The organism is Streptomyces achromogenes (genome assembly GCF_030816715.1).
GTDB classification, from domain to species: Bacteria; Actinomycetota; Actinomycetes; order Streptomycetales; family Streptomycetaceae; genus Streptomyces; species Streptomyces achromogenes_A.
The window spans coordinates 94,575-119,801 of record NZ_JAUSYH010000001.1; the positions used below are offsets into that span (position 1 = coordinate 94,575).

At 68.6% G+C, this 25,227-nt stretch carries 21 protein-coding genes and 6 pseudogenes; 10 read left to right on the forward strand and 17 right to left on the reverse strand.

The window, feature by feature from the left end; all coding sequences use genetic code 11:
• Window positions 1–581 precede the first annotated feature (581 nt).
• Both QF032_RS00435 and QF032_RS00440 read left to right on the forward strand, forming a co-directional pair.
• Window positions 582–1,004, forward strand: a complete 423-nt coding sequence (locus tag QF032_RS00435) for a CBS domain-containing protein (RefSeq protein ID WP_307038966.1) — start codon at window positions 582–584, stop codon at window positions 1,002–1,004.
• Window positions 1,005–1,040: 36 nt separating this feature from the next.
• Window positions 1,041–1,265: a DUF6480 family protein gene (locus tag QF032_RS00440; protein ID WP_307054299.1), complete on the forward strand. Its 225-nt coding sequence runs from the start codon at window positions 1,041–1,043 to the stop codon at window positions 1,263–1,265.
• Window positions 1,266–1,393: 128 nt separating this feature from the next.
• On the opposite strand, the gene QF032_RS00445 is transcribed toward QF032_RS00440, so the two are convergent.
• Window positions 1,394–1,636, reverse strand: coding sequence for an acyl carrier protein (locus QF032_RS00445; protein ID WP_307038969.1), 243 nt, complete (start codon window positions 1,634–1,636; stop codon window positions 1,394–1,396).
• A 438-nt stretch (window positions 1,637–2,074) separates the two neighbouring features.
• Between QF032_RS00445 and QF032_RS00450 the strand changes: the two genes are divergently transcribed.
• Window positions 2,075–3,715, forward strand: a complete 1,641-nt coding sequence (locus QF032_RS00450) for an NAD-dependent malic enzyme (RefSeq protein ID WP_307054302.1) — start codon at window positions 2,075–2,077, stop codon at window positions 3,713–3,715.
• Between the two features lie 56 nt (window positions 3,716–3,771).
• Here the strand turns inward: QF032_RS00450 and QF032_RS00455 are convergent, their stop codons facing one another.
• The 3 genes and pseudogenes from QF032_RS00455 to QF032_RS00465 form a co-directional block, all read right to left on the reverse strand.
• Window positions 3,772–4,704 carry an anti-sigma factor RsbA family regulatory protein gene (locus QF032_RS00455; RefSeq protein ID WP_307054304.1) on the reverse strand — a complete coding sequence of 311 codons (933 nt, stop codon included), beginning with the start codon at window positions 4,702–4,704 and terminating at the stop codon, window positions 3,772–3,774.
• On the reverse strand, window positions 4,704–5,054 hold the full coding sequence (locus QF032_RS00460) for an STAS domain-containing protein (protein WP_307054307.1): 351 nt from the start codon (window positions 5,052–5,054) through the stop codon (window positions 4,704–4,706). Before QF032_RS00460 ends, QF032_RS00455 begins: the two co-directional genes overlap by 1 nt.
• A 1,290-nt stretch (window positions 5,055–6,344) precedes the next feature.
• Window positions 6,345–6,821, reverse strand: a pseudogene (locus QF032_RS00465) (ATP-binding protein).
• Window positions 6,822–6,967: 146 nt separating this feature from the next.
• Here QF032_RS00465 and QF032_RS00470 point away from each other — a divergent pair.
• The gene (locus tag QF032_RS00470; RefSeq protein ID WP_307038979.1) at window positions 6,968–7,345 is read left to right on the forward strand and encodes an STAS domain-containing protein; all 378 of its coding nucleotides are present in this window, start codon (window positions 6,968–6,970) and stop codon (window positions 7,343–7,345) included.
• 638 nt (window positions 7,346–7,983) lie between these two features.
• Here the strand turns inward: QF032_RS00470 and mscL are convergent.
• The gene (mscL, locus tag QF032_RS00475; RefSeq protein WP_307054310.1) at window positions 7,984–8,427 is read right to left on the reverse strand and encodes a large conductance mechanosensitive channel protein MscL; all 444 of its coding nucleotides are present in this window, start codon (window positions 8,425–8,427) and stop codon (window positions 7,984–7,986) included.
• Window positions 8,428–8,522: 95 nt separating this feature from the next.
• Window positions 8,523–8,932: pseudogene (locus tag QF032_RS00480) on the reverse strand (helix-turn-helix domain-containing protein); the annotation flags it as partial.
• Between the two features lie 1,103 nt (window positions 8,933–10,035).
• On the opposite strand from QF032_RS00480, the gene QF032_RS00485 reads away from it, so the two are divergent.
• Window positions 10,036–12,378: an FhaA domain-containing protein gene (locus QF032_RS00485; protein ID WP_307054312.1), complete on the forward strand. Its 2,343-nt coding sequence runs from the start codon at window positions 10,036–10,038 to the stop codon at window positions 12,376–12,378.
• Between the two features lie 43 nt (window positions 12,379–12,421).
• Here the strand turns inward: QF032_RS00485 and QF032_RS00490 are convergent.
• Window positions 12,422–12,910 (reverse strand): annotated as a pseudogene (locus QF032_RS00490) (IS630 family transposase); the annotation flags it as partial.
• 339 nt (window positions 12,911–13,249) lie between these two features.
• Here QF032_RS00490 and QF032_RS00495 point away from each other — a divergent pair.
• The 3 genes and pseudogenes from QF032_RS00495 to QF032_RS00505 form a co-directional block, all read left to right on the forward strand.
• Window positions 13,250–13,654 carry a hypothetical protein gene (locus tag QF032_RS00495; protein ID WP_307038985.1) on the forward strand — a complete coding sequence of 135 codons (405 nt, stop codon included), beginning with the start codon at window positions 13,250–13,252 and terminating at the stop codon, window positions 13,652–13,654.
• Window positions 13,655–14,221: 567 nt separating this feature from the next.
• Window positions 14,222–15,112, forward strand: coding sequence for a PP2C family protein-serine/threonine phosphatase (locus tag QF032_RS00500; protein ID WP_307054314.1), 891 nt, complete (start codon window positions 14,222–14,224; stop codon window positions 15,110–15,112).
• Window positions 15,113–15,423: 311 nt separating this feature from the next.
• Window positions 15,424–15,804 (forward strand): annotated as a pseudogene (locus QF032_RS00505) (hypothetical protein); the annotation flags it as partial.
• A gap of 177 nt (window positions 15,805–15,981) precedes the next feature.
• Here QF032_RS00505 and QF032_RS00510 read toward each other — a convergent pair.
• Window positions 15,982–16,470: a GNAT family N-acetyltransferase gene (locus QF032_RS00510; RefSeq protein WP_307038987.1), complete on the reverse strand. Its 489-nt coding sequence runs from the start codon at window positions 16,468–16,470 to the stop codon at window positions 15,982–15,984.
• Between the two features lie 164 nt (window positions 16,471–16,634).
• Window positions 16,635–16,980 (reverse strand): annotated as a pseudogene (locus QF032_RS00515) (hemolysin III family protein); the annotation flags it as partial.
• A 252-nt stretch (window positions 16,981–17,232) separates the two neighbouring features.
• Between QF032_RS00515 and QF032_RS00520 the strand changes: the two are divergent.
• Complete coding sequence (locus QF032_RS00520) at window positions 17,233–17,793, forward strand: hypothetical protein (protein ID WP_307038989.1); 561 nt, start codon at window positions 17,233–17,235, stop codon at window positions 17,791–17,793.
• A gap of 274 nt (window positions 17,794–18,067) precedes the next feature.
• On the opposite strand, the gene QF032_RS00525 is transcribed toward QF032_RS00520, so the two are convergent.
• From QF032_RS00525 to QF032_RS00555, 7 genes and pseudogenes are all read right to left on the reverse strand, one after another.
• Window positions 18,068–18,271, reverse strand: a complete 204-nt coding sequence (locus tag QF032_RS00525) for a cold-shock protein (protein WP_307054316.1) — start codon at window positions 18,269–18,271, stop codon at window positions 18,068–18,070.
• 243 nt (window positions 18,272–18,514) lie between these two features.
• Window positions 18,515–18,853: a MerR family transcriptional regulator gene (locus QF032_RS00530; RefSeq protein ID WP_307054318.1), complete on the reverse strand. Its 339-nt coding sequence runs from the start codon at window positions 18,851–18,853 to the stop codon at window positions 18,515–18,517.
• A gap of 734 nt (window positions 18,854–19,587) precedes the next feature.
• Window positions 19,588–19,905: pseudogene (locus QF032_RS00535) on the reverse strand (transposase); the annotation flags it as partial.
• A gap of 237 nt (window positions 19,906–20,142) precedes the next feature.
• Window positions 20,143–20,919 (reverse strand): hypothetical protein, encoded by a 777-nt coding sequence (locus QF032_RS00540; RefSeq protein ID WP_307054320.1) that lies wholly within the window; start codon window positions 20,917–20,919, stop codon window positions 20,143–20,145.
• A 137-nt stretch (window positions 20,920–21,056) separates the two neighbouring features.
• Complete coding sequence (locus QF032_RS00545; protein WP_307054322.1) at window positions 21,057–21,497, reverse strand: ALF repeat-containing protein; 441 nt, start codon at window positions 21,495–21,497, stop codon at window positions 21,057–21,059.
• A 175-nt stretch (window positions 21,498–21,672) separates the two neighbouring features.
• Entirely contained in the window at window positions 21,673–22,050 is a 378-nt protein-coding gene (locus QF032_RS00550) for a hypothetical protein (RefSeq protein ID WP_307054323.1), read from the reverse strand.
• 31 nt (window positions 22,051–22,081) lie between these two features.
• Window positions 22,082–22,930 (reverse strand): oxidoreductase, encoded by an 849-nt coding sequence (locus tag QF032_RS00555; protein ID WP_307054325.1) that lies wholly within the window; start codon window positions 22,928–22,930, stop codon window positions 22,082–22,084.
• Between the two features lie 109 nt (window positions 22,931–23,039).
• On the opposite strand from QF032_RS00555, the gene QF032_RS00560 reads away from it, so the two are divergent.
• Window positions 23,040–23,663 carry a helix-turn-helix transcriptional regulator gene (locus tag QF032_RS00560; protein WP_307054327.1) on the forward strand — a complete coding sequence of 208 codons (624 nt, stop codon included), beginning with the start codon at window positions 23,040–23,042 and terminating at the stop codon, window positions 23,661–23,663.
• Window positions 23,664–23,796: 133 nt separating this feature from the next.
• Here QF032_RS00560 and QF032_RS00565 read toward each other — a convergent pair whose 3' ends face one another.
• Complete coding sequence (locus QF032_RS00565) at window positions 23,797–24,957, reverse strand: pentapeptide repeat-containing protein (RefSeq protein ID WP_307054329.1); 1,161 nt, start codon at window positions 24,955–24,957, stop codon at window positions 23,797–23,799.
• Between the last annotated feature and the right edge of the window lie 270 nt (window positions 24,958–25,227).

A 25,227-nucleotide genomic window follows, 5' to 3' on the forward strand; every position in this document is an offset into this window, starting at 1 on the left:
CAAGTGATCAGTCTGGCTCCGTGGGAGTCAGGTGGAAAAGGTGATCGGCGTGGAGGACTGGGCTGAGATCCGGCGGCTCCACCGTGCGGAGGGCATGTCGATCAAGGGGATCGGCGGACCCGGTCTCCTGGACGGAGTATCTGCCCGGCGAGCTGGCGCGGTGCGGCTGGTGTGCGGTGCCTGCGCGGCCTGGACCGAGGCACCGCAGGCGCAGGAGTTGCAGCATCGCCTGGCGTCGGAATACAGGACCGACGCGGCCCGTACCCAGCGCACCCGGTCCGGGTCGACGCCCGGCTCGAGACACGTGTCGACGCGCGTGGGCCACTGCTCGTGCCCGCCGTACGGGGTACGGCCGCCCCACTGCTGCGCGATCCGGTCCACTGAAAGCATCCATGCCCGTTTTCCCGCGCCGACACCAATTGACGCCCTGCCCCCTGGCACCCCCCGGGCCCCGCTCGCGTAACGGTCGCGGGTACTGACTGCCTTCAGTCGCCCTGGCGATGTCGTGGGGGGGACCGTCTGCGGGTACTCGGGCTGTGAACGGCGGTGAAGAGCACCGCCCGCACCTGGAGGGATGTCCCATGACCCAGCATGTCAGCGACGTCATGACGAGCGCCCTGGTGACCGTCGAGCCGCAGGCCTCGGTGACGGCCGTGGCCCGGATGATGCGGGACGAGAACATCGGCGCCGTTCTCGTCACCGACGGCGAGCATCTGCGTGGCCTGGTCAGCGACCGCGACCTGGTGGTGCGCGCGCTGGCCGAGGGTGGCGACCCGAACGACATGACGGTGGCCGGCGCGTGCAGCGAGGATCTCGTCACGGTAGGACCCGACGACGATCTGACTCTCGCGGTCGAAGTGATGCGTGAGCATTCCGTCCGCCGAGTCCCGGTGGTCGACGAAGAGCAGCACCCGGTGGGCATCGTCTCCCTTGGCGACCTGGCCATCGAGCGCGACTCCGAGTCGGCTCTCGGCGACATCAGTGCCGCGCGGTCCAACCAGTAGGCCCGACGATCGGCAAGCCCGAAAGGAGTGTCCGCCATGACCACTCCTGATCCCGACCCCCGGCAGACTCCGGGAGTCGGGCCAGGCGGCGATGTGGCACCCGGTGAAACGCCACCCGCCGAAGGAGGCACCTACGGCATCTCCCATCCAGTGCCCGAACTGCGCAAGGGGTGGGGGCCTATGCCGCTCACCCTGATCATGATCGTTGTGGCGCTGATAGCGATCGGGCTGATCGCCATGGTGGTGGCCCTGATCGCATAAGCGGCCCCGAGGTCAGCACCGCATAGCCGACGCCACTGCTGGCCGGTGCTTCCGCCCCGCCTGCCCAGGGGGCGGCTGCGGACCGCACCGCTGCACGCGGGTGCGGCCCGCGCTCTCTCCGTCAGCCCTCAGCTGACAGCCGGGCCGGCTTCCTCGGTACCGGACAGTTCGGCCAAGAACCGATGACAGCGAGCCGCGCGTTCCGAATCCTGCTCCATCACGGTGCGGAAGAACTCGGCGATCTCCTTCTTCCCCGCGTTCTCCGCGTCGCGCACATACTGACCGCAATCGTGTCCAGCCTTCAAAGAGTGGTACTGAACGGATACGAGGTCGTACACGACGTCACTGAATCCCGTTTCACCCGTCGCCATAAGTCCTCCTTGCGCAAAAAGGGACCAATTACCGTATATCCCCACCTCGGCGACTGAAACGAACTACCGCCGGTTCCACCAGGCGCGCGGCCGAGGCCCACGGACAGGCCCCTCGCCGGTGCCGGCGCAGCACCATGCGGGCATGGCCACCGAGAGCTGGGGCAGACGGGCGCGTGTATGACGCACGCGAAGAGCGATGACCAGGGTGGCTCCCGATGCTCATGGCACACCCGGCCGCACCGTCGCACTGCGCAAGTTCGGCTTGCGCGCACATGCCTTCATCGTGCTGGCGGCCCCCCTTCCGGCGCCACGCCTGGCGGGCGGAACGGGGTGCGCCGACGCGGCGGGGATGTCGTCGGACGTCGGCTGGACGAAGTGATGACCGTTACTTGCCGATGGTTTTGCGTCCATGCGCCGCAGCACGGGAAGACGGCTCACATGACAGTGAACGAATTTCCGCGCGGCGCGGCCCTCCTCGCAGACCCCCTGCGCAACAAAGGCACCGCTTTCAGCCTCCGGGAGCGGGCCGACCATGGTCTGGACGGGCTGCTTCCGGCCGCCGTGGAGACGCTCGACGAACAGGCCGACCGCGCGTACGAGGCGTTCCGCGGCTATGACAAGCCGCTGAACCGGCACATCTATCTGCGCCAGTTGCAGGACACCAACGAAATCCTCTTCCACCGCCTGGTCACCCGGCACCTGGAGGAGATGCTGCCCGTCGTCTACACGCCGACCGTCGGCGAGGCGTGCCGGCGCTTCAGCGAGATCTACCGCCGCCCGCGCGGGCTGTTCCTGTCCTACGAGGACCGGCACCGCTTCCGGGAGATCCTGCGCAACCGCCCCCACCCGGACGTGGATGTCATCGTCGTCACCGACGGGCAGCGCATCCTGGGTCTGGGTGACCAGGGCGTCGGCGGCATGGGCATCCCGATCGGCAAGCTCAGCCTCTACACCGCCATCGGCGGCATCCACCCGGCCCGTACGCTGCCGATCCTGCTGGACGCCGGGACCGACAACGAGGAACTGCTGGCCGACCCGCACTACCTGGGCCGCCGCGAGCGTCGTGTCACGGGCTCCGCGTACGACGAGCTGGTGGAGTCGCTGGTGGCGGCCGTGGAGGCAGAACTGCCCGGCACCCTGCTGCAGTGGGAGGACTTCGCGACCGCCCACGCCCGCCCGATCCTCACCCGCTACCAGGACCGGCTGCTGACCTTCAACGACGACATCCAGGGCACGGCAGCCGTCGCCCTCGGGGCGCTGACCACGGCCACCACGGTCGCGGGCACCCGCCTGACCGACCAGCGGATCGTGATCCTCGGAGCCGGGTCCGCGGCGGTCGGGGTGGCCGACATGATCCGAACGGCGATGACGGACGAGGGCCTGTCGCCGGACGAGGCCCGCTCACGCTTCTGGTTCGTGGACGTCGACGGGCTGCTGACCGCCTCCCGCAACGGGCTCAGTGAGGAACAGCGCGTCTACGCCCGCGACGACGAGCAGGAGTCGTACGGACTAGCCGAGGTGGTCCGGCGGACGGAGCCGACCGTGTTGATCGGCCTGTCCACCGCGAAGAACGCCTTCACCGAGGACATCGTCCGGCAGATGGCGTCCGCCTGCGAGCGGCCGGTGATCTTCCCGCTGTCCAACCCGACCTCGCACGCCGAGGCCGACCCGGCCGACCTCGCCCGCTGGACGAACGGCAAGGTCCTGGTCGCCACCGGCTCGCCGTTCCCGCCCCTGAAGACCGACGGCCGCGAGGTGCCGGTGGCGCAGGCGAACAACGTGTACGTCTTCCCGGCCATCGGCCTTGCGGTGACCGCAGCCCGGGCGACCCGGGTCACCGACCGGATGATGGTCGCCGCCGCCCGCGCCGTGGGCCGGTGTGCCGCACGGTCCGCGACGGACGACGCCGTCCCCGCGCCGCTGCTGCCACCGCTGGGAGAGATGCGCGACGCGGCCCGGGAGATCGCCGTGGCCGCGGGGATGGCCGCCGTCGAAGACGGCGTCGCCCCGCACGCGACCGAGGACGAACTGCGGGCAGCGGTCGAACGCGCCCAGTGGACCCCTCAGTACGAGCGATGACCCATGCCGAATCGTCTCCGGATCAGCGGGAGATCCCACGCCCCGCCAGTCGAATGTCACAGGCTGAGGTAGAAGCGCACGGTCGTGCCATCGTCGCCGGTGTGCACGCGCACCAGGTCGGACACGTAGTGGACCAGCATCAGGCCCCGGCCGCCCAGCTGGCCGCGCTCCGGCGGGCGGCGGCCGGCCAGCGGATCGGTCAGCCGGCCCGCATCGCGGACCTCACACACCAGCTGCCCCTGCTCGGCCCAGATGGCGAGTGTCCCGCGGCCTCCGCCGTGGACCACGCTGTTGGTCGTCAGCTCCGCGACCGCCAGCTCCACATCCATCAAACGCTCCCCGGCCATGCCCAGCCGCATCGCCTGAGCGAGAGCGAACTGGCGGACCGCCGGAAGGTCCTCACCACCGTAGGAGAAGGCCGCGGCGTCCGGCACCGTGGGCAGCTCCTGGTTGTACCGGTCGACGACCGCCTGCCAGTCGTAGACGTCGCTGACCGACTCACGGCCCTCCCCGCTGATGAGGGTCGGGTGGGTGACCTTCGCATCGGCGATCACCTGCGGATCCAGCCGCACCTCGTCGTAGGGGCACAGGATCGTCACAGCCCGGCCCTCGAACGCGGCGTTGATCAGCGCCTCGTGCTGCGCGCACGCCGGGTACTCCACCGCGCTGCGCCCGGCCCAGATCGGCTCGCCGATGATCCGCACCCGCCCCTTCGGGTGGGCGTCGGCGAATCCGCGCAGCACCTTGGGGATGATCCGCCCCGGGTTGCGGCCGGCCTCGGTCATGTCCAGGAACAGGATGCCCTCGGCGTCCCCGCCCAGACCTGCCTTGATCAGCTCCAGGTTGGGGCCGGGCACCGCCACGGCCATCGGCTCGCCGCCCGTCAGGCCCTCACGCAGGAAGGCCACCGTCTGCTGCGTGTACTCCTGCTCGGTGCGGTAGAAAAGGGCAGGGTGCACGAACGCCTCGTGGGTGGTCACCGTGCTCATCACACAGCCACCTCGATCCGGTCCAGGCCCGGCCAGAACATCTCCAGCACCCGCGGCAGCTGCGGCGGAGGATTCTCGACCACAACCCTCCCGTCGGGCAGGTTCATGGCGGTGACCGCCAGCGCGGTCACCCCGGCCACGTCGACGAAGACCACATCCGACAGCTCCACGTACGACACACTCGCGTGTTGCCGGGCCAGCTCGGACAGGGCCTGCTCCCAAGACGGACGCGTGAGGACGCTGATCTCACCGCGGGCACGTATCCCGGAACGACCGGGCAATGGGCTCACCTCCAACGCCGCCCTCCCGGGCACCTGGGCGGGCCCGCCCACCACATGTGGGGCATCCACGCTCGGACTCCTTCACATCAAGCCGCCTGCCGGCCCCTTCTGGCACGGGCAGAGGAAAAGGTCCCACCTGACGGGGCAGTGTATCCAGGCGGCAGACACGCCTGCCTGTAAGTGGGAGCGAGCAGCGTCTATCGACGGTTTCGGATAGTGGTCGGGGATCGCGAAGATGTCGATGAGAACCAGCAACGTTCCGAGGGGACCGGACGCTGACGTCGGCCGCAACCGGCCCCGGGTGTGAGCGTCACGGGTGAGGGGACGCGCGGTCGATCGTTTCCTCAGGCAACTGCGGGTCGATGCCTTCGCCGGCGGGGTGCTGACAGGCCGGACAAAGCGTGTGGTGGCCCGCGGAGGTGACGACGGTTCCCCACTCATGACAGTCCTTGCAGTCCTGGGCCAGGGAGAGGTCGGGGCGAGGGGGCCGGACTGGAGGACGGGGGGCGGTTTCGTGAGCCATGCGCGGGTCCTCAGCGTGATGAGCGACGGACACACAGACTGCCAGCTTTCGATCGATATGTCTGTATACGTCTCATGCGGGGACAGGGGTTCCTCTCCCCCAAGACTCGCGCCACACTCAGACGCAACGTGGCGCGGGTTCGGGCTCGAGGGCTGGAAGGCCGCGCGGCGGCACGTTCAATGCCGTGCCGCCGCGTCACTCACCTCAGCGCCACCCGTCGCGCCGCACCGCATGTGCCCGCATCGAGCTGATCTACGCGCTCCCAAGGCTCATCGTCGGCGCGGGAATGTTCTGGAAGCATGTGGTGACTCGTCCCCGGTGGGGTTGGGAAGCGAGCCCTTCGCGGGTGCCCTCCGGAAGCTACTGCCGGGGGACACCCGCGTAGTGACGCGCTGGAAGGCTGGATGCTGACGGGGAAGCGGGGCAGGCGTGTGAGGGCGCCCCTGTCCGCTGTCTTTCCCGGTGGTTGCCTTGACTCATCCGCCCATCCCCGCCCTCAGTCCACATCGGCTCCTGTCGATATGCCGGCGGAAGAGCTGGAACGGTTGCGGACGGAGAACCGGCAACTACAGCATGCCCTCGCCTCACAGGCCGTCGTCGTCGACCAGGCCATCGGCGGTCCTGCCCGTCGCGGGACAGATACTTCCGCGTGGGGCTTCACGGTGCTGCGCGGGAGGTCTCCCAGCACCAACATCAAGCTGACCCAGGTCGCTGAACAGGTCCTCAAACACGGTCAGGGCGCGGCGCTGCCCCGATGTACTTCTCGGGGAACTGCACGCAGCGCTGGCCCGCCACGCCGCCTCACGCCCCGTCTGACTGAGGGTGGTCTGCAGCGTCTACAGGGGCCTGCGTCCGGCGATGGCACCGCCGGGGTCGTCCAGGAGGGCGATGCGGGCAGTGATGCGCTTGCCGACCGGCTCCCGATGCGCTTCGAAGCCATGGGTGACGGCCATGACGATCTCCAGACCGTGCTGGCCCACTCGGCCCGCGTCGGCGGTCCGGGCCACCGGCAGCAACGGATCGCAGTCCCACACCACCACCTCGACCGCGTCGCCGACGATGCGCAGTTCCATCAGCACCGGGCCCGGCGGACTTGCGGGCATTGGTGACCAGCTCGCTGACCACCAGCTGGGTGGGTCCACGGCACGCTGCGAGACCGGCCGGCCGCACTCGGTCCGGACCCGCGTGAGGAAGCCGGCGGCGAGGTGGCGGGCGCGGGCGATGGACGTGCCGTCACCCTCCAGGGCCACCGTGGTCTGTATGGCCTGCTCAGCCGGTGCCGCGCTGTCCTCACCGACCGGGGCCGGTTCCATCGTGGCCCGCTTCTCCTACCCCACTCACACCCCGCGCTTACCCGCGCATGCTCGGTACACGCTTTACCCCCTGATCGCGAAGGCATTAGCCGCTCTGTGCCGGGCAGCACTCCAGGTGAAGGTCTTGGTGTGCCAGTATCACCGACATGGCCGAGCAAGAGATGGCGGGCACCGGACAAGCCGCCCAGCCGACCAGGCTGACGGTCGTTTCCACCGCCACCGACAGCATCCGTGTGCTGACTCTGGCGGGAGAGATCGACTACGACACCAGTCCGCCGCTGCGCCAAGCCCTGGACGCCTCCGGAACTCGCCGCCCCCGCATCGTGGTCGATCTGAGCCGGGTCACGTTCATGGACTCCACCGGCATCAACCTCTTCATCGCCGCCCACCGGAGCCTCACCCAGGCCGACGGCTGGATCCGCCTGGCCGCACCGACCGAGGCCGTGATGCGCCTCCTGCAGATCGTCGGCGTCGACGCCGTCATCGACTGCCGCGAAACCCTGCGCGAAGCCCTCGGCCCCTGACCTCTCCCCCGTAGGGGCCTGCGCTGCCCGACCGGCTCAGTGCTGAGGGTGATCGCGCTTGGACAGGTAGAGGGGACTGAGCTGGCGCCAGTAGCCGTGCACGAGCTCTTCGGCCTCCTGCACCGCCCCCTGAGCACCCGCCGCGTCCGTCGGCAGGCGTGGCCCGGCTTGGGCCGCGGGGGATCCCGTGCGCCGGACCTCCCTAAGCGCCGTCCAGCGCGAGGCACGGCGGGATCCGGCAGCAGTGCGCTGCCTGCCGCTTCGGCCCGCCAGGCACCATCGCGCGAGCAGTATCGCGGCCACCACCGACAATGCGCTGGCTGCATAGACCTCATGACCGGCCACTGGCTCCTCCTGCCGGACACCCGCATGGACCGTGCCGGGTTCATGTGCCCCGGTTCCGCATCGTCAACGTCACCGCTGGGCTAAGAAACCCTCACAGGCCATCACCAGGTGGTTGGGGGTCGGCACCCGGGCACCAAGCGGCACGCTCGCCGGCCTCGTCGGCGAGCGCGGCCGCCGTAGCGCCGGCCGTGAAGCCACGCAGCCGGTTCGGCATCGGACGCCGTCGGTAACTACGGTCACCACGGACGTGCCCGCTACGGGCCCGCACCCCAGGCCAGGCCATGGAGGTCGGGTCACCCGGCGCGCTGCGTTGTCTCCCCGGCCTGAGCGGGTACGGCGGGCAGGGAGACGGTGCAGGAGGCGCAGCGTCGGGCCTGGGCGGGTACGAGGCTGAGGCATGCGGGGCAGTCCCGTTCGGGGGCCTGGACGTCGTGGTGCGGGGCGAGGCGTTCGTGGAGCTTGTTGATCGGGAGCACGACCAGGAAGTACAGGGCGCTGGCGAGGAGGAGGAAGCTGATCGCCGCATTGATGAAGGCGCCGTAGGGGAACTCGGTGGCGCCTAGGGTGAAGGTCTTGCGGCTCATGTCGCCGGTGGCTCCGGTGGCCAGCCCGACGAGTGGCGTCAGGAAAGCGCTGACGAAGCCGTTCACCACGGCGGTGAACGCTGCCCCGATGACGATGCCGACGGCCAGGTCGACCACGTTGCCGCGCAGGATGAAGCTGCGGAAGCCCTTCACCTTCTCACCCCTAACGAGCTGGTGCGTGATAGCGGATGAGGCGTGTTTTCCTGGTCGGGGTCGCGGTCAGGCATTGGCGATGCGGTCGGAGACGTTAGTTCGATCCCCTCCGCCTGGGCATGCGCGAACACATCGGCCAGGGTCCGAAGCCGCAGGCCGGGGCGGTCGGGGTCGGGGACCGCAGACCCCGATCGGCCAGGAGCCCGCGTACTTCTGCGATCGCGCGGGTGATGGTGGAGCGGTCGACACCGAACAGCAGCCCCAGCACTGCGTGCGGCAGATCGTGCCGCAGATGGATCAGCGTGGCGACCAGCCGGTCGACGAACACCAACTGGTGGCGGGCACCGGCACCCGCGGCCCGCTTGCGTGCTCCACCTCGCGCAGCAGGACGGCGCCCCTCCACCCCGGCCTGCCACGGCACCGCCAACTCGTCGATCAGAAACGCGAGATGACGCCGAGAGATCCCCGTGAACAGCCGACGCGCCAGCACCGCCCGATGAACCATGATCACCACAGCCGGATCACGCCACCAGCCAGGCACGATGCCTCATCCGCTATCACGCACCAGCTCGTTACTCCTCGCCTCCCCCGCCTCTCTTGGAGCGGCTCCCACTCCTCACATCAAGATCAACTTCACCAGACCCCGGAGACTCCAATCCCAAGAAATTCTCCGTGCAGTTGAGACATTCTCGACAGAGATGTGGCACCCCAGTTCACAGGCTTGCCACCGAGGGTCTCAGGAGCCCTTGCATCCCATCAGCGCAAGTCAGCCAGACAGAGGGCTCAACCCCAGTTTCTGTGAGTGCAGTTGAGATGTTGCAGGTCACAGCGATGGGCATGTCTCAACTGTACGAACAGTCGACAGGACCGGCGCGGCACTCGCGGGCGTGGTCAGGGCTCCGAGAAGAGCGGCAGCTCCCAGGGAGAGCGCGGCAAGGGTCTGGTGTTGGGCATGCACGGTCAAATGATCTTGACCTGCCCGGGTTACGCCCGACGCAATGGCACCGTCCCCCTGTCGGGGACGGACGGACTTTTTTCCGGCCCGCAGAGATCACCCGTAGGAGGACCCATGCGGACGGCGATACCGCACCGCCGCAGCCGGGCGAGCGCGTCGGCGGACACAGCGTCGGACAGGAGTGCCTCGATCCGGTCGGCCAGCGGCGGGCGCGTGTCCCATGTCGCAGGCTGGGGCGATGGTTGCCCGGCGGCAGCCGGAACCGCCCGCTGCCAGGAACCGGCCGAAAGCCGGCAGGATTCCGGCCGGCGCGCGCCCTGCGCGCGCGGGGTTCGTCGTCGCCGACGAAACGCCGCCAGTCGGCCGCGGCCGTGCGCGCCTTCTCAATGGCGGCGGCGGTGCCGGGGTCGGTGACACGCGCCACGCAGCGGCCGGGGGCGACGCCCCCCCCTGGGAGCGTCCTCTTCCGTCGGAAGCCATGCCATCCGCGTCGGAGGCGTCCCCAACGGGTTACCGGCTCAGGGCCCGATCCGGTGAACCTGGGCGACGTAGCGAGCGAGATCACTCACCGTGGTTATAAAAATACTATTAGTAATGCGACGCTCGCGGTCTCTCACCCCGCGCGCTTCAGCTCGGCTTCTAGGAGGCTGTCAGTGGGTGGACTCAACAAGCTGGAACAGCGCTTCGAGATACTGATAAATGGTGTGTTCGCCAAGGTTTTCAAGTCCGCGGTACAGCCCCTGGAATTCATCGGGGCCCTGCGTCGTGAATGCGACATCAACGCCAGGATCTGGAACCAGGACTGCACCATCGTACCCAACGCCTTCGTTGTCGAACTGAGCTCAGGCGACCACGAGTTGAACAACGCGTGTCTGGTCATGCTCGGTGAAGACCTGGTGGAGAAGGTTCGCGAATACGCCGAGGAGCAGCGCTACTCCTTCGTGGGTCCCCTGAAGGTCCAGCTGCTGCGGACCGAAACCCTGCGTGCCGGACAGTTCCGGGTGCGCAGCCGCCTCGAGATCCAACCGGAGGTCCAGCACGCCCTCGGATCCATTCGGCGGGCAGCCATCACGCGTTCGGCGCCTGCCGTCCGCGCCGGGGGCAAGACCGGCGTCCAGCTTTCCCAAGCGCTGATTCTGCGCGGTGAGAAGAGCGTCCTGAGCGTGGATCAATTCCTTGCCCTGGGAATCACCATCAACGACAGCGGCAAGCTGGTCCGCGCGGACGCTCAGGGGTCCGGGTCTCCCGGCAGGGCTGCATCGCTTTCGTCGGCACGGCCGCTGATAGGCCGTCCGGGCGTCGCCCCCCTGTGTCTCTCCGTGCCGGAACGGCCTGCGCCTTTCCTCGACCAGGGCAGGCGGCCTGCCCTCAGGCCGGCGCCGGGCGGAACGCCTCACACGAGCGTCAGCGGCGAGGACCGCGAACTCATCGGTACGGCAGCAGGCCAGACCGGCCAGGATCCCCGGTGGCCGCCCGCCCTCGGCGGATCGGCCGGCACATACCGCCCCATAGCGGCCCCAGACCACCGATCCCTGCCGCAGGCCCCGCTGATGCCCGCGGATCAAGAACGGCACCGGGGAAACAACTCCCCGGCACACGGACCTTCCCTCTCGCCAAAAGGAATGATCACCATGACGAACGAGTCAGACATCGTCGGCGGTCCACCAACCGCCCGAAGCGACCAGTGCGCCGACGGCCCCGGAGCCGCGCCACCGGACCGCAGTCTCACGAACGGGCACCAGACCGGCACAGCTACCGAACTCCAGACGTCCGCGGCAGTAGCGGCAGATGCCGTGCCCCCGGTGCCCGAGCCTGGGAGTCTCCCTGCCGCCCCCGGAAACGGCCACCCTCGTGAGCCTCTGTCCGCTCGCTACGCACAGACAGCGCCGCCGTGGGGTCCGGCTGGGGCTCCGCCCACGCCGCCCGCCTCTTACCTGGCAGCGTCCCACATGCCTGCCCCCTACACGCCAGCTCACCATGCTCAGGCTCCCTGGGCAGGTCGGAGTGGAGGAGCCGAGCACAGCTCCGCGGCCGATCTCTCCTCCGACCGGCTGTTGCGCGGCAAGCGCGGCGATGGCCGGGGGATCAGCCGGCTGCGCATCGGTGGCAAGGCAGCCGAACGGGAGCGGCTGCAGAAGCTGGCCATTCTCCGCACCCCCGTGATGCAGTGCTACAAGATCGCCGTCATCAGCCTCAAGGGCGGAGTCGGCAAGACGACCACGACGACCGCTCTGGGCGCCACACTGGCCACCGAGCGCCAGGACCGGGTCATCGCGATCGACGCCAACCCGGACGCGGGCACGCTGAGCCGTCGGGTGCACCGGGAAACCACAGCGACCATCCGTGATCTCGTGGCCGAGATCCCCCACCTCACCAACTACATGGCAGTCCGCCGCTTCACGTCGCAAGCTCCGAGCGGCCTCGAAATCCTGGCCAATGAGGCAGACCCCACCCTGTCGACGGCCTTCAACGACGAGGACTACCGGCGGGTCGTCGGTTGCCTCGGTCAGCATTACCCGATCATCCTGACCGACTCGGGTACCGGACTGCTGCACAGCGCGATGCGAGGGGTCCTGGATGTCGCCGACCAGCTGATCGTGGTGGCCACGTCCAGCGTGGATGGTGCCACCAGTGCCAGCACCACACTGGACTGGCTCAGTGCGCATGGCTACGACGACCTCGTCAAGCGCAGCCTCACCGTCGTGTCCGAGGCACGCAAGAAGAGCAGGGCAGTCAAGGTGAACGAGGTCGTAGACCACTTTCGCGCCCGCTGCCGGGGAGTGGTGGAGATTCCGTTCGACGAGCATCTGGCCGCAGGTGCAGAGGTCGACCTCGCACAGATGAACGGCCGAACGCGCGAGGCCTACTACAACCTCGCCACCCTGGTGGCCACGGACTTCCCCCGCACTCAGCCCGAGGCGCTGCACTGGGCGGCCTCCTACCCGCACTCGGGGTACAACGCGGCCACCATGTTCGCCACCCCCAGCTGGGGCTGACGACGGACCCTAGTGGCTCTGACCAGCACTTGCACAACACGCCCTAGTGTTCTGAGTCGGGAATTCTGTTCAGATAGCTGGCGAGGTGTTCGAGGATCTCGTCTGCGGTCTTCGTCCAGACGTAGGGCTTCGGGTCGGTGTTCCAGGCGGCGATCCAGTTGCGGATGTCCATCTCCAGGGCTTGGACGGACCTGTGAACGCCGCGCCGTATCTGCTTGTTGGTCAGTTCGGCGAACCATCGCTCGACGAGGTTCAGCCAGGACGATCCGGTCGGTGTGAAGTGCAGGTGGAAACGGGGGTGGGCCAGCAGCCATCTTTTGATGGCGGGGGTCTTGTGGGTGGCGTGGTTGTCGCAGATGAGGTGGGCATCCAGGTCGGCGGGCACCTCTTTGTCGAGCTTGATCAGGAACTTCTTGAACTCCTCGGCCCGATGCCTGCGGTGCAGGGAACCGATCACCTTGCCGGTGGCGACCTCAAGGGCCGCGAACTCGAGTGCGGCCCGTTCCTCGTCCGACAGTGTCAACTCGGCCTTCGGCCGCCCCGTCCGTGCTGTGGAGCAAACCTACATATCTGAACGGAATTCCTGACTCAGAACACCAGGGTCACGACCGCCTGGGTTCGCCGAGTTCGCCGAGCCGGTGTGCACGCGGGCGGCGTCCGCTTCGGCCACGAGGAGTTCGTACCCCTGCGACAACCGGGCAGGGGCCAGGTCAGGTGTACCGCGCTGGGTGGAACGGGGCAGCCGGTGCTACCGCGCAGGTTTACCCGAAAAGCCAACCTGCCGCTGTACCGCAGGATCTGGGGCTTCTGCGACTCTCGGGTGAACGGGGCTCGCCGCGAGGCGACGTCAGAACCTACGGGAGGATCACCCATGGCACTCGGGAAAACCATCGGCGGCGCACTCGCGGCCGCACTGCTCACCGTCGGAATCGGCGTGACGACGGCCGGCCCGGCAGCGGCGGCCAACGGCGACAAGTGCATGACGTTCTACACTCCGGCGGTCTCGGGCTACAGTGCCTCCGCCTACGTCTGCTGGAACTGGACCCCGGACGGTCACGGTGCCTACAACGGTGTCATCGACGCCAAGTGGAACGACCAGTCGCGCTCGAACGGGATCATGTACCTCCAGGCCCGGATCAGCCCGAACACCTGGCGCGCCACCGGGGACGCAGGCTACGAGGTGGCAGTCGGCACGCACGACTACACGCCGTACTCCGGCCTCAAGAACCTGGCCTTCCGTGCCTGCCTTCCGCGTGTCGGCTGCGGAGCCAGCTGACACAGTGCCGGCTCCGTAACCTGAGATCTCGTGCTCCGCCGGCCGCCCGGCTGGGAGGAGGCTCTCGCGCCGCATGCCGCCGCACTCGAACCGGCAGCCCAGGGCCGGGCCGACGGATCACCGGTGAGCCGGGCCTCACTCCAGGCCGCCGGGCTGGGAAGCGGCCCCGACCGCCATAGATGCCGTACGAGCCGCCGACCGGTAGCTGACCAGAGCACTGGATCAATGCGGGTGACTCAGTCGCAGATGTCCGGGTCAACGACCACTGGTCGCTGACCCGGACATGCCACAGAGCGAGAAGCCCCAGCTCGGCACTGATCGCATCGCATCGCGTCCCGCATCGCATCGCGTCTCGCGCCATGCGCGGGAGGCGGCACGATCCTGGCGGCCAATCCGGCCGCCCGCGCCTCGGTCCCTCAGCTGTGCGCGGGTGCGAGCCTGTACGCCCTCAACGGCGACGCCCTGCGCAGGCATCTGGGCAACTGGCTGCGCAGCGGCAGCCCGCTGCCGGACGCGCTCGTCTTCAAGGACGGCGACGGCAGCCTGGTGCGCTTTCGCTGCCAGGGTGTGCGCGCCACCTGGTGGCAGGGCCCCGCGCCGGTCGTGCAGCTGAGCCTGCGCAGGGTGGATCATGCCGACCGGTTCGCCGTCCTCAGCCAACAGGTCGGCGCACTCCACCGGGAGATCGCCATCCGCCGTACCGCGGAGGCCCAGCGCGAGGAACTGCTGTTCGCCGAGCAGGCCGCCCGCGCCCGTCTGCAACGCCTGTATCAGCTGACCGCGGTGCTGGCCTCCTCCGCCACCCTCGCGCAGGTCGCCGAGGCCGTGGCCGCCACCGCCGCACGGGTGCTGGACGAGGACCACATCGGCCTGTCGATCGGTGACGTTGCCGGCCACGGCTCGCCCCAGGCGGCCGTCATGGCCCAGATAATCGCCGCCCTGCGCGGCATCGTCCTGCGCTGCGGCACCCGCCCGGAAGCGGTCCTCACCGAGCTGAACGAGTACCTGCACCTGTACCACCGCGGCCAGATGGCCACCGCCGCCTACCTGCTCTACCACCGGCCCACCCGCACCCTGACCTACGTCAAGGCCGGACATCCTCCGCCGCTCGTGGTACGCCCCGACGGCTCCAGCCGCTACCTCGACGGTCCGATCTGCCCGCCGGTGGGACCGGTCCCCGGCGCCCGCTACCACCAAGGTCAGACCACCCTGGCCGAAGGCGAGGCCGTTTCCTGCTCTACACCGACGGCCTCATCGAACGCCGCAGGGAAGCCCTGGACACCGGCCTGGACCGGCTCACCGAGACGGCCATTCGGGCGCAGGCATGAACGTGCACGATCGGTGCGAGCTGTTCCTCACCCACCAGCCCGGCGCCGACTACCCCGACGACCGCGCCCTGCTCCTCGCCCGGCCCGGCTCGCCCAGCCGACCAGCCCGCTGGACCAGAACGTGGCGTGAACCGACCCGTCCGACGCTTCAGGGACGAGCCCGGGCGGGCGGGCCGTGCGAGCAGTTCACACACCACATCAGCCCTGGCCCAGGATGCCGGTTGAGTTTGGGGGTTTGGGCCTGCTGGCGTTGGAGTGTGCTCAAGAGCGTTCTGGTGAGTGGGAGTGAGTGTGGTCTGTGCCGGGTCGTGTGCCTTGGCTGTGGGGGCGCGTCTCGGTGGCGTACTGGCGTTCTCGCATCGAATGTGTGACCTTCGCGGATGGTGCTCGTTGCTCATGGCGACGGCTTCTTCGGGTGGGTTCGGGCAGGGGGTGACAGGGGTGGGTGAGCTGCGGAGTGTCGCGGCGTCGTTCGTCATTCCCGGTCCGCCCGGTGTGGCCGTCCGGACCCGCCTCAAGTCCCTGACGCCCGGGGACGACAAGGTGCTGCGGCTGGTGGGCGCGCATCTGGGGTCGCTGGCAGCGAAGGACCTCAAGGCGCGCCGTCGGGACGGTCTTTCTCATTCCGGTGAGGCGTGGGCGGTGCGTCAGCGGGAGCTGACGCCGTTGTCGTCGTCGCGGTGGGCGGGGTCGATCACCAAGGCCACGCACGACCAGTGGGCGCTGGCCCGCCGCTGCCAGTCGGCGCACCTGCAGGACCTGGAAGCCGGCATCCGCACCATCGAGCACCGGCTGTCCCAGCCGGTCCGGCAGAAAGGGACGGACTGATTCACCAGGCAAGCGGCTCCGGCGGCCATAAGGGCCGGCGAGAGTGCGACCACGCCGACGTTGATGTTGTTGAACCGCGTCTTCGGCAGTGTCGTCATGACGGTCCGCAGCCGCGCGCCGAACTCTGGCAGCACGCAGGAGAATCCGGTGCTCCGCGTACCGCACACCGCGTCATGCCGAAGGAATGCGAAACTCGAATTCGGGCCGGTTCCACGGCACGGCGGGTGGGGATGCGAACGCGGTCCCGGTCAGCACTGCACCGACGCGGTGGTAGAAGTCCTCGGCGGGAGGATGCGACACGACCTTGACACGGGCGAGCCCGGCGGCACGGGCCTCGGACTGCATGTGCGCAACAAGCAGTCGTCCGATACCCCGACCCTGCGCTTCGTCGGCGACGAACAGCAGATCGAGCTCCGGTGGAACGAGGACGAGCGAGTAGAACCCGAAGATCCGGCCTCCATGCTCGCCGGCGCCGACGGCTACGAAGGCGCGGTGCGCCTCGATGTAATCAGGACCGACCCGGTAGCCCTCGACTGCGGCTGCGTACTTACCCTCGTAGGCACCTGAGCCGCGCACGAGCCGCGTGAGCCGTTTGGCATCCCGCGCGATGGCTCTCCGTATCGTGACCGGCTGGCTGATCGGGGAAGTGCGTGAACTCATCGGGAAAGTATGTCGCATCGATGTCCCCTCAGGATGTTCCTCGGCGGGCCTCGCCGTCTCACCCGCTGCCACAGAGAGATCACACAGGCAATAGATCATGCCGTCCCGCTCCACGGGTACCGTCGACGCGTGTGACCAGCGGCGCAGCCCGGACGCTGTCGCGGTCAGTAGGTGGCCAGGGAGATGGCGATGTAGTGCGCGGTGAAGGCTGCCACGGTCAGGGCGTGGAAGACCTCGTGGTAACCGAACCAGCGGGGTGAGGGATCGGGCCGCTGCAGGCCGTAGACGACCGCGCCGCGCTGTAGCGGAGACCGCCGACAACGATCAGGCCGACTACGGCCGCTCCGCCGGTGTGCAGGAAGTCGGACAGGGCCAGACAACACGGGGTGTACAGCCAGCGCGGAGCTCCGACCCACAAGACCCGGAACACGATGCCGGCCAACGCCCAGTCCATACGAGCCACAGCAGCACGGACCGCTGTTCCGGCCGGAGGAGGAGCACGGCCAGGGGGTGCAGGTGCCGCCGGCGGCAATGCCTTAATGCTGAAAGACCTCACTCCGGCAGCATTCTTGGAAGGTCGGTCCAGGACCCCAGGACCCCAGGGCCATCGCCGGGCCCGGGCCGGCTCGCCACCGTGTGAATACCAGCCCCGTTGACACTCCCGCCGATTGGGCCTGCCGAAGCCGAGTAGAACGGCCGGCCATGGGAAAGATCAGGGCTTACGAACGGGCATCTCCGCTCGCCTACGCTCAAGGATCGCCGATGCTTCCTGAGGTCCGCCCCCACGTATCCACCGCCCTCGCAGACCAGTTGGAACACCAACTGGACCTGACTCCGCATCTCGAGGCCGGCCGGCTCGATGTGGAGGGCATCGCCGGCATCGCGGTCGTCGCAGCCGCCCATTCCGACGGCTATGCGGCCACCGGCCATCTCCTCGGGCTGCTGGCCGCGCTGCCTGCTCCCACCAAGGCAGGAGAACGCTTCTGGTCGGACCTGTGGAGGTCGTCGGGCACCGCGTATCTGCTACCGGTCAACATGAAGGCCCAGGTGCTGCGTTCTCTGGAAGGAGAAGGAACCGCCCTGGCCAGGCAGATCCTTTCGGCCGTCGATGAGATGACTCCGCCCCAGCGCGTGGCGGCCGGAGAGGTGATCGGTCAAGCCCTCGCCGAGTCCGACCATTTGCCTGACCTCAAGACACAGGTCATCGGCGAGTTGTGGCTCCGAGATCTCGAGCTCACCGCCTGGCGCGTTCTGCATGCGGACCGCAGATGGGACGATCCGGATGGACGTCAAGCCTTCCTCGCCGCCTGGACGGGCACCTGACCGTCTGCTGCTCCGAACTGTGCGAACAGAGACGCAGCACATGCGGCACCCGAACCGGACGGCGCTCGAAGCAACTGAGGTCAGGAAGTTCGGCCGAGGCGCACCCGCCTCGCCTCCGCCTCAACAGATCAGAGGCCGCGCAGCGATGGCTGCGCGGCCCCTGATCCTGTGCACGCCCGGCACGAAAGCAGGCGCTTCGCCCGGTGGGCGGCAAAGCTCCAACGGGCGGCGCTCACCGAACGCGGTGCGCGATCTCTCGGGCAGGTCTGCGAGGTCAGGCCAGGTTGATGTTCTCGGCCTGTGGACCCTTCTGACCCTGGGGGACGTCGAACGTCACGGCCTGGCCCTCCTGGAGCTCACGGAAGCCGGTGGAGTTGATGGCGGAGTAGTGCGCGAAGACATCCGGGCCGCCGCCGTCCTGGGCGATGAAGCCGAAGCCCTTCTCCGCGTTGAACCACTTCACAGTTCCCGTTGCCATGTCTGATGCCTTCCAGTCGATGAACGCCTCCCCCTCCATGGGGAAGGCAGGGGTGATCGCACTGGTCCCTGCGGCACAGCACAGCAAAACGCCCACACCGAAGGTGTGGGCAGGAGGGAATTCCGAACCACGACAGCTGACGCAGACGCTACAGGCCCACACGCCGCGTCACCACAGGAAGCGATCACACCGCACGGCAGACCAGGCGTGCGGTGCCCGCCGACGGGGCCGGGCACGCTCATCTCACGCTGCTGCGGTCGGGTTCGCCGACTCGGCGGCGCGTCGGTATTGGGCGTTGAGGCGCTGGGCTTCCTCGAGCTGGTCTTCGAGGATGATGATGCGGCAGGCGGCCTCGATGGGGGTGCCGTGGTCGACGAGTTCCCGGGCGCGGGCGGCGATGCGCAGCTGGTAGCGGGAGTAGCGGCGGTGCCCGCCTGCGGAGCGCAGTGGGGTGATGAGGCGGGCTTCGCCGATGGCGCGCAGGAAGCTCTGGGTGGTGCCGAGCATCTCGGCGGCCCGGCCCATGGTGTAGGCGGGGTAGTCGTCGTCATCGAGACGGCCGAACGTGCCGTCTGCTGTCATTGCACCTCTCTGTTGAACGCATGGAGGGGCCCTGGCGCCGTACTGGCACCAGGGCCCCGAAGGAACTACTACACCATCTGCCGGCCCTGATACTGCACCGGCCCTCTGTTTCCGCAGACCCGACCGAGACACTGTCGGGGGCGCGGGGATCGCGGTTGCTCGACCGGAGACCACCTCACTATCGATGTCCTGCGGTACCCGGGTCCAAGAGTTCCACCCGGGCGATCCTGATGGCGCTCGGCTCCTCCGTTCTTCCCTCTTGATCAACTACTCACTGACGGAAACTGCGAACTACTGGTGGCCTCGAACAGCGCCACTCTTCGGCAGCCAGCCCCGTTGCCTGTCCTGCGTCTGCTCTGGCTTGGAACCCCACTGCCGAACCTCCCGGTGCGCGCGCCCGCAGTCGACACCTTCACCGAGGTACTGCCACTGACTTCACTGCTGGGTACTGCGACCTTCACTTGCTGGCACTGCCACTGCGGTGCTGCTCATGGCGGCCCCTGATCACTGCGGGCCACCCGGTCCGGTCGTCAGTCCCGTCGCCGTCCTGCAAACGCTCTGGCTTCGGAACTCCACCACCGCACCGTCATGCCAACTGAAACTGCGTACTGCTGCCCGGCAGTTCATGTCTGCCGGGTGTTGCTCGATCTCGGCGCCGAGAGAAACCATAACTGCACCGCCGACGAATGTCTACTCCGGCTGGCATAGATTTCCGCGCCCTCGAAGATGAGGTAGTCCACGGCGCAGTCGTCCAGGTCCAGCAAGTCGGCGCGGCGCAGCTCGCTCAGCAGGGCGGCGTGCAGGCAGGGCCAGACGCCGGCCTCGGTCCAGTCCCGCAGCCGGCGCCAGGCCGTCACCCCGGAGCAGCCCACAGCCTCCGCAGGGACGTCACGCCAGGCGACACCGGTCCGCAGCACGTACAGGACGCCAGCGAGTGCAGTTCGGTCGGGAACACGCAACCGCCCCGGATGGCGTCGGCGCCGCTCGGGAGCGGGCGGCAGCAGCGGAGCCACCCGCTCCCACAAGTCGTCAGGAACAAGATCGGCACGCACTCCGAACACACTGCCGACCCAACCAAGATCATTGAGCGCAAGACCCGCAGCTCAACTCATTCTGAAACGAATCAGTAAGGGAGGACTTCCCCCTGGGGTGCCTGCGGCCGGCGGTCCGCGCCCATGCGACGAGCCCGTTCTCGCGAGCCGACCGGAGCCGGATGCGGGTGGCGGATTCCGGGAGCCGCGCACACGTGGGAACCGTGCGCAGTGGGCAGAGCGCAGGGGCTGGCCCGATCAGATGGCCGACGTGTTCCGTGTCATCTCGGCCGCCTCGGTGATGGCGCGTTGTCTGAGATCGCCGAACAGCTGCATCGTGACGGCGGCCAGGACGTCGTCCCCGCCAACAGTGCGCCCGTCCCCGCGGCGGGTGGACAGGGCGAGGAGGGGGTCCTTGAGCAGCGGTGCCGGGGCTGGCTCGCCCGGCACCACCAGACCGACCGTCCCGAACCGCTTGACCCCGCCCTCGCGGACGACCTTGGCCGCGTCCCGGGCCAGGGCCGTCAGGAACACGCTCGCGATTCCGTCCAGGTCGCGGACCATCGCCGGGACCGCCCTCACCCCCCGGCTCCCCAGCAGCCTTCTCACCCCGGCCTCGAACCGGTGGGCGCCAGCCACACCACTCGGTGTACGCGCCCCGCGGCGCTCACGAAGAGACACGAGCGCACCATCTGCGTTGCGCACCTCGCCCATCAGGCCGTGGAAGGTCGGGCTGTGCAGGTACCACGCCGATCCCACCTCCACCTCGACGTTCCGGTCGATCGCCGAGATGAGGTCCTTGGGAATCAACCTCTTCCTGGCCTCCTCGGCCGCCGCGCTTCTCGCGCCGTCGATGATCTCCGTCAGCACGGTCCGCGTCACCGACGCGGCGGCCCACGCGGCCGGCCGGGAGACGTGCAACGAGGTCACGTCCCTGAACACCGCTTTGACGAGCTGAGGCTTGAACGGCAGGTCGGTCACGACGGAAGCGGTCTGCGGACCGCTGCGCTTGGTGCGTAGGGGTTGTGTGGTCATCGAAGAATGTGCTTTCTGCTGTCGGAGGTGTCAGTGGCCCATGCCGCACCGGGCGGCGAGACCCCAGAGCTCTGCGGAGGGCGCCGAGCCGGCACAGGGCCTGCCGGGCGACGCGCTGTGGTGCGGCGCCGTGCCGGTCAGGCGACCTGGTACCTGCCGACTTCCAGGAAGTGGCGCAGAGCTTCGGGTGTGTTGTCGTCGAGGGCGGCGTTGGCTGCCGCGCGCAGGGCCGGGCTGATGGACGGGTCGGCGAGGATGCGGGCTATGGCGACGCGGTCGTCCTCGGCCTGGGCGATGCGGTAGCCGGTCTCCAGCCAGGCGCGCATCGCCTCAGGGTCGTTGGCGTCCAGGAGGGCGTCGGCTTCTCGTCTCACACGCCGGCCGCTGTCCGGGGCGGCGAGGATCCGGGCTATGGCCACCCTCAGGTCGTCGGCGTCCGGCTCGTCCGCGGACGAGGACACCGCGGGCACCGTCACCGCGGTCGGTGCCACCGTGGCGGCGAAGGACGGGGTGGCGAGCAGGAGGGCCGGGGCGAGGATGCCCGCGGCAATGCCGGGCGCTACGCGATGCAGTCGCAAGGGGAATGCTCCTCTTCGTTTGCTACGGAGGTGAGTTGAGGACGCCTCAGGGCGTTCAATTCGGTGATGCTGCCACCTGGGTCTGACAGTGGCAGCTGCCCCGCTGCGGTCGCAGGGCAGGGTCTGTCAAAACGAGCACGTCTTACAGTCCCCCCACCAGACCGAACCGGGCTTTTTAACATCGCGCGGGCCTTCCCGGGGGTGAGGGTGGGGTGGCAGCGGCAGCGGGCCCTGGATGGAGGTCTTCTCGTCGGCGCTGAACGACGAATTCGTCCGCGCCGAGCGGCGCCCCGTTCCAGGTGCGGGCGTACATATCCAGGACGCGCGCGGCCTTGCCGCAGAGGTGGGGGTCGGTGATGAAGCTCCAGGAGTGGTGTTGCCAGGGCTTGAGGGCGTCCCGCGCGAGCCAGCGGCGCACGGTGGGGGCCGACAGGAAGGGCGCGATGCCGCGCTTTACGGCGTCGCGAGCCAGTTCGGGGCTGGTCACTGCATTCTTCAGCCGGTGCCGCTCGGTGGCGGTCGGGGATATCGGGCGGGCGGCGGCAATGGGCATGCCAGCCAAGCTGACTTCCGGAGCCGACCAGTTAGCCTCGCAGGTCAGACAAGTCCTCATCACGGAGACTGAGGTCGTTCGCCGCGAGGTTCTCCTCCAGATGATCGAGAGAGCCGGTGCCCGGAATCGCCAGCACCGACGGCGACTTCGCCAACAGCGAGGCGATCGCGACCTGCGCGGTGGTCGCGCCCAGGCGTGCCGCGACCTTGCCGAGCCGTTCGGCGTCGAGTGGGCCGCTGGCGACGCCGCCGCCGAGCGGAAAGTACGGCACATACGCGATGCCCGCTTCCTCGCACTCGGGCAGCAACCCCGTGTCGCCGGTGTGCCTGTTCTGCACCGCCGTGACGGGCGCGATTCCCCGGGCCTCGGCGAGCTGGGCGCCGTCGACGTTACTGACGCCCAGATGTTGGATCAGCCCCTCCGCGCGGAGCTCAGCCAGGACCGCGAACCGTTCGGCGATCGACTCGCCACCCGGACCGGTCATCCCGCCGACGCGCAGATAGACCAGGTTGAGCCGGTTGAGACCTAGACAGCGCAGATCCGCCTCGACGAGGCCGCGCAGCTGATCAGCCGTCGCCTGCCCGCTCGGCACACCGTTCGGTCCGGGCAACGGCCCCACCTTCGTCGCGATCACCAGGTCGTCACGGTAGGGGGTCAATGCCGTACGGATCAGCTCGTTGGCCCACACCGCGTCCCTGCCATAGAAACCAGCGGTGTCGATGTGGTTCACGCCCAGCTCCACGGCCCGGCGGAGCACGGCGATGCCCGTCTCGGGATCTCGCGCCGGACCGGCGAATGCGCCCATCGCCAGGCGCATCGCGCCGAAGCCGAGCCGGTTGATCGTCAGCTCCCCGCCGAGGGAGAAAGTCTTGATCGTCATGACGCTCATGGTGTCCGCCGGCACGACTCCTAGCGAGCTCGTGGCAGCTTGATGCCAGACTGGCAGGATGCGGAACGAAAAGGTGTTTTCAGTGCGAGGAGACGCAGAATTGATCGCGCGCGCAGGTCATCTCTTCGAGTCCGCGCGGACCGAATTCCTGTGCGCCGCCCAAAACCTCCAGACCTGGTCGCAACCGGGGGCCAGGGCCGCGGTCCGGAATCGGATGCGCGCGGCGGATCCCGCTGACTTCACCCCTCGGAAGCTGCTCAGCCCGGTGGCACTCGCCGACGAGGAGGCCCGCGCGCACCTGCGGCTGGTGCGGAGTAAGGGCGCTCTCGTTCGGATCAGCCGTTCGCCGCTACCGCACGAGACCATCCTCATCGACCGGCGGGTGATGATCCTTGCCGGGCAGGAGACCCCCACTGGCCGGGAGTACACCGTGACGACGTCACAGATCCTGGTCGACGGCGTTCACTCGCTGTTCCGGGCGATCTGGGATGCGGCCGTCGATCTCGAAACCTATCTGCGCAGCGATGTCCCGCCCCTCGATGCCGACGGCCGCATGATCCTCAAAGCCCTCGCTTCGGGCCTCACCGACGAATCGGCAGCCAAACAACTCGGCGTCTCCCTACGCACCTACCGGCGGCGTGTGGCCGAGCTGATGGCCAAACTCGAGGCCGACTCCCGCTTCCAGGCCGGGCTGCGTGCAGGCGAGCTGGGGTTACCTCGCTAACGACCTGGGGAGCGATATCAGCTCCCGGATCTGCCTGGCTGCCTGGGGCTCTGCGGGATCAGGACGCCGCTGAGGAGCAGTGACGCCGGTGAGGCGGATCGCGGTCGCCGCAGCCTTGACCGGCGCGTCTTGGTCAGGGAGTGGACCGCAGCGGCGGTGCCTGCCACGTCATCCCGGGCGGCTGGAGTAGGGGCGAGGGCTCGGGTCCGGGGTCATCGGTGTCGACGACTCCGGCGGCCGTGTGGTCGAAGTCAGCGGGCCAGCGGGTGTGTTCACTGGCCAGGGCGCCGGTCAGGCGTGCTTCGACAAGGCTGGCGGTGCTCAAGTCGGTGCCGCGCAAGTCGGCCATGCGGAGGTCGGCGCGGTGGAAGACCGCGCCGTGGGCGTCGGCCTTACGTAGGTTTGCCTCGCGCAGGTCGGTCTCGGTGAAGTCGGCGTCACGCAAGTCGGTTTCGACCAGCTTCGCGGCCCGTAGGTCGGCCAGAATGCAGCGAGCGCGGCGGAGAATCGCAGTCGTGAGGTCGGCATGCCGCAGGTTGACCGAGACCAGCGACGCCTGGGTCAGATTGGCGTGGTACAGGCCCGCCGCCTCCATGCAGGCGCGGTCGAAGTTGACCTCGGGGAACCACAGTCCGTCGCAGTCGGCTCGGCGCAAGTCGGTGATGCTGAGATTGACCCAGGACTGCTCCCGGTGCTGGCACAGCACACCGAGCGCGGTCAGCGCCACCTGGGCGTCGGCGGCGCGAGTCTCCAGGGGTGCGATGTCGTTGATGGGCACGTCTGCCGCCGGTGATTCCGGCCCGGCGGGTGGCCAGGGCAGGTGTGTACGCAGGTACGCGGCCTGGATGGAGATGATGGCCTCCCGGTCGCGGGCGGACTGCTCCGCGATCCGCCACAGCGCGTGCAACCCGCCGATGCGTACATCCAGCCTGTCGCTGCCGAGCTGGTCGACGGCCCGGCTGAACCGGTCGGTGACGTAGCCCTCCTGGGTGGCGCGCAATCCGTCCTGACTCACCCGCAGTTGCCGCCAGGTGGCGTACGCGCCGAAAAGCACGACCAGGCCGCCGACCACCTGCAGAAGCGTCGTACGGACATCGTTCACCGCCTTCAGCCGATCCTGCGCGGCGACGCTCGCCCCGGCGAGATCGTGGTCGACCACCACCCCCGGCAGTACGACGAACACCGTGCCCAGAATGACCAGCCCCGCCCCGGCCAGCAGACCTGCGGCTACACGACGCCTGACCAGCCCGTCGTGCCATGCCCGCCGCCCGCGGTCTGGCTCCCCTATCTCCATGGGCATGAGAGCCTAGGCGCCGCTCAGAAGACGATCAAGAGTGCTGTGCCACTGGCCCGTGACATGAGAACGGCCGTACGGGTTGGATGAGTTGTGAAGCTCACCTGGGCCCGTGCGGCCTGTTCCAATCCTGCCCTGTCCGGCATCTCGCGCGCACACTTCGGCGAGTTACTCGAAGAACTCGCGCCCCGGTGGCAGGCCGCGCGGGAGTCGGCGCTACACGAGCGGCGTGGCGGAGACCGGAGGCGGGCGGCCGGCGCCGGGCCCAAG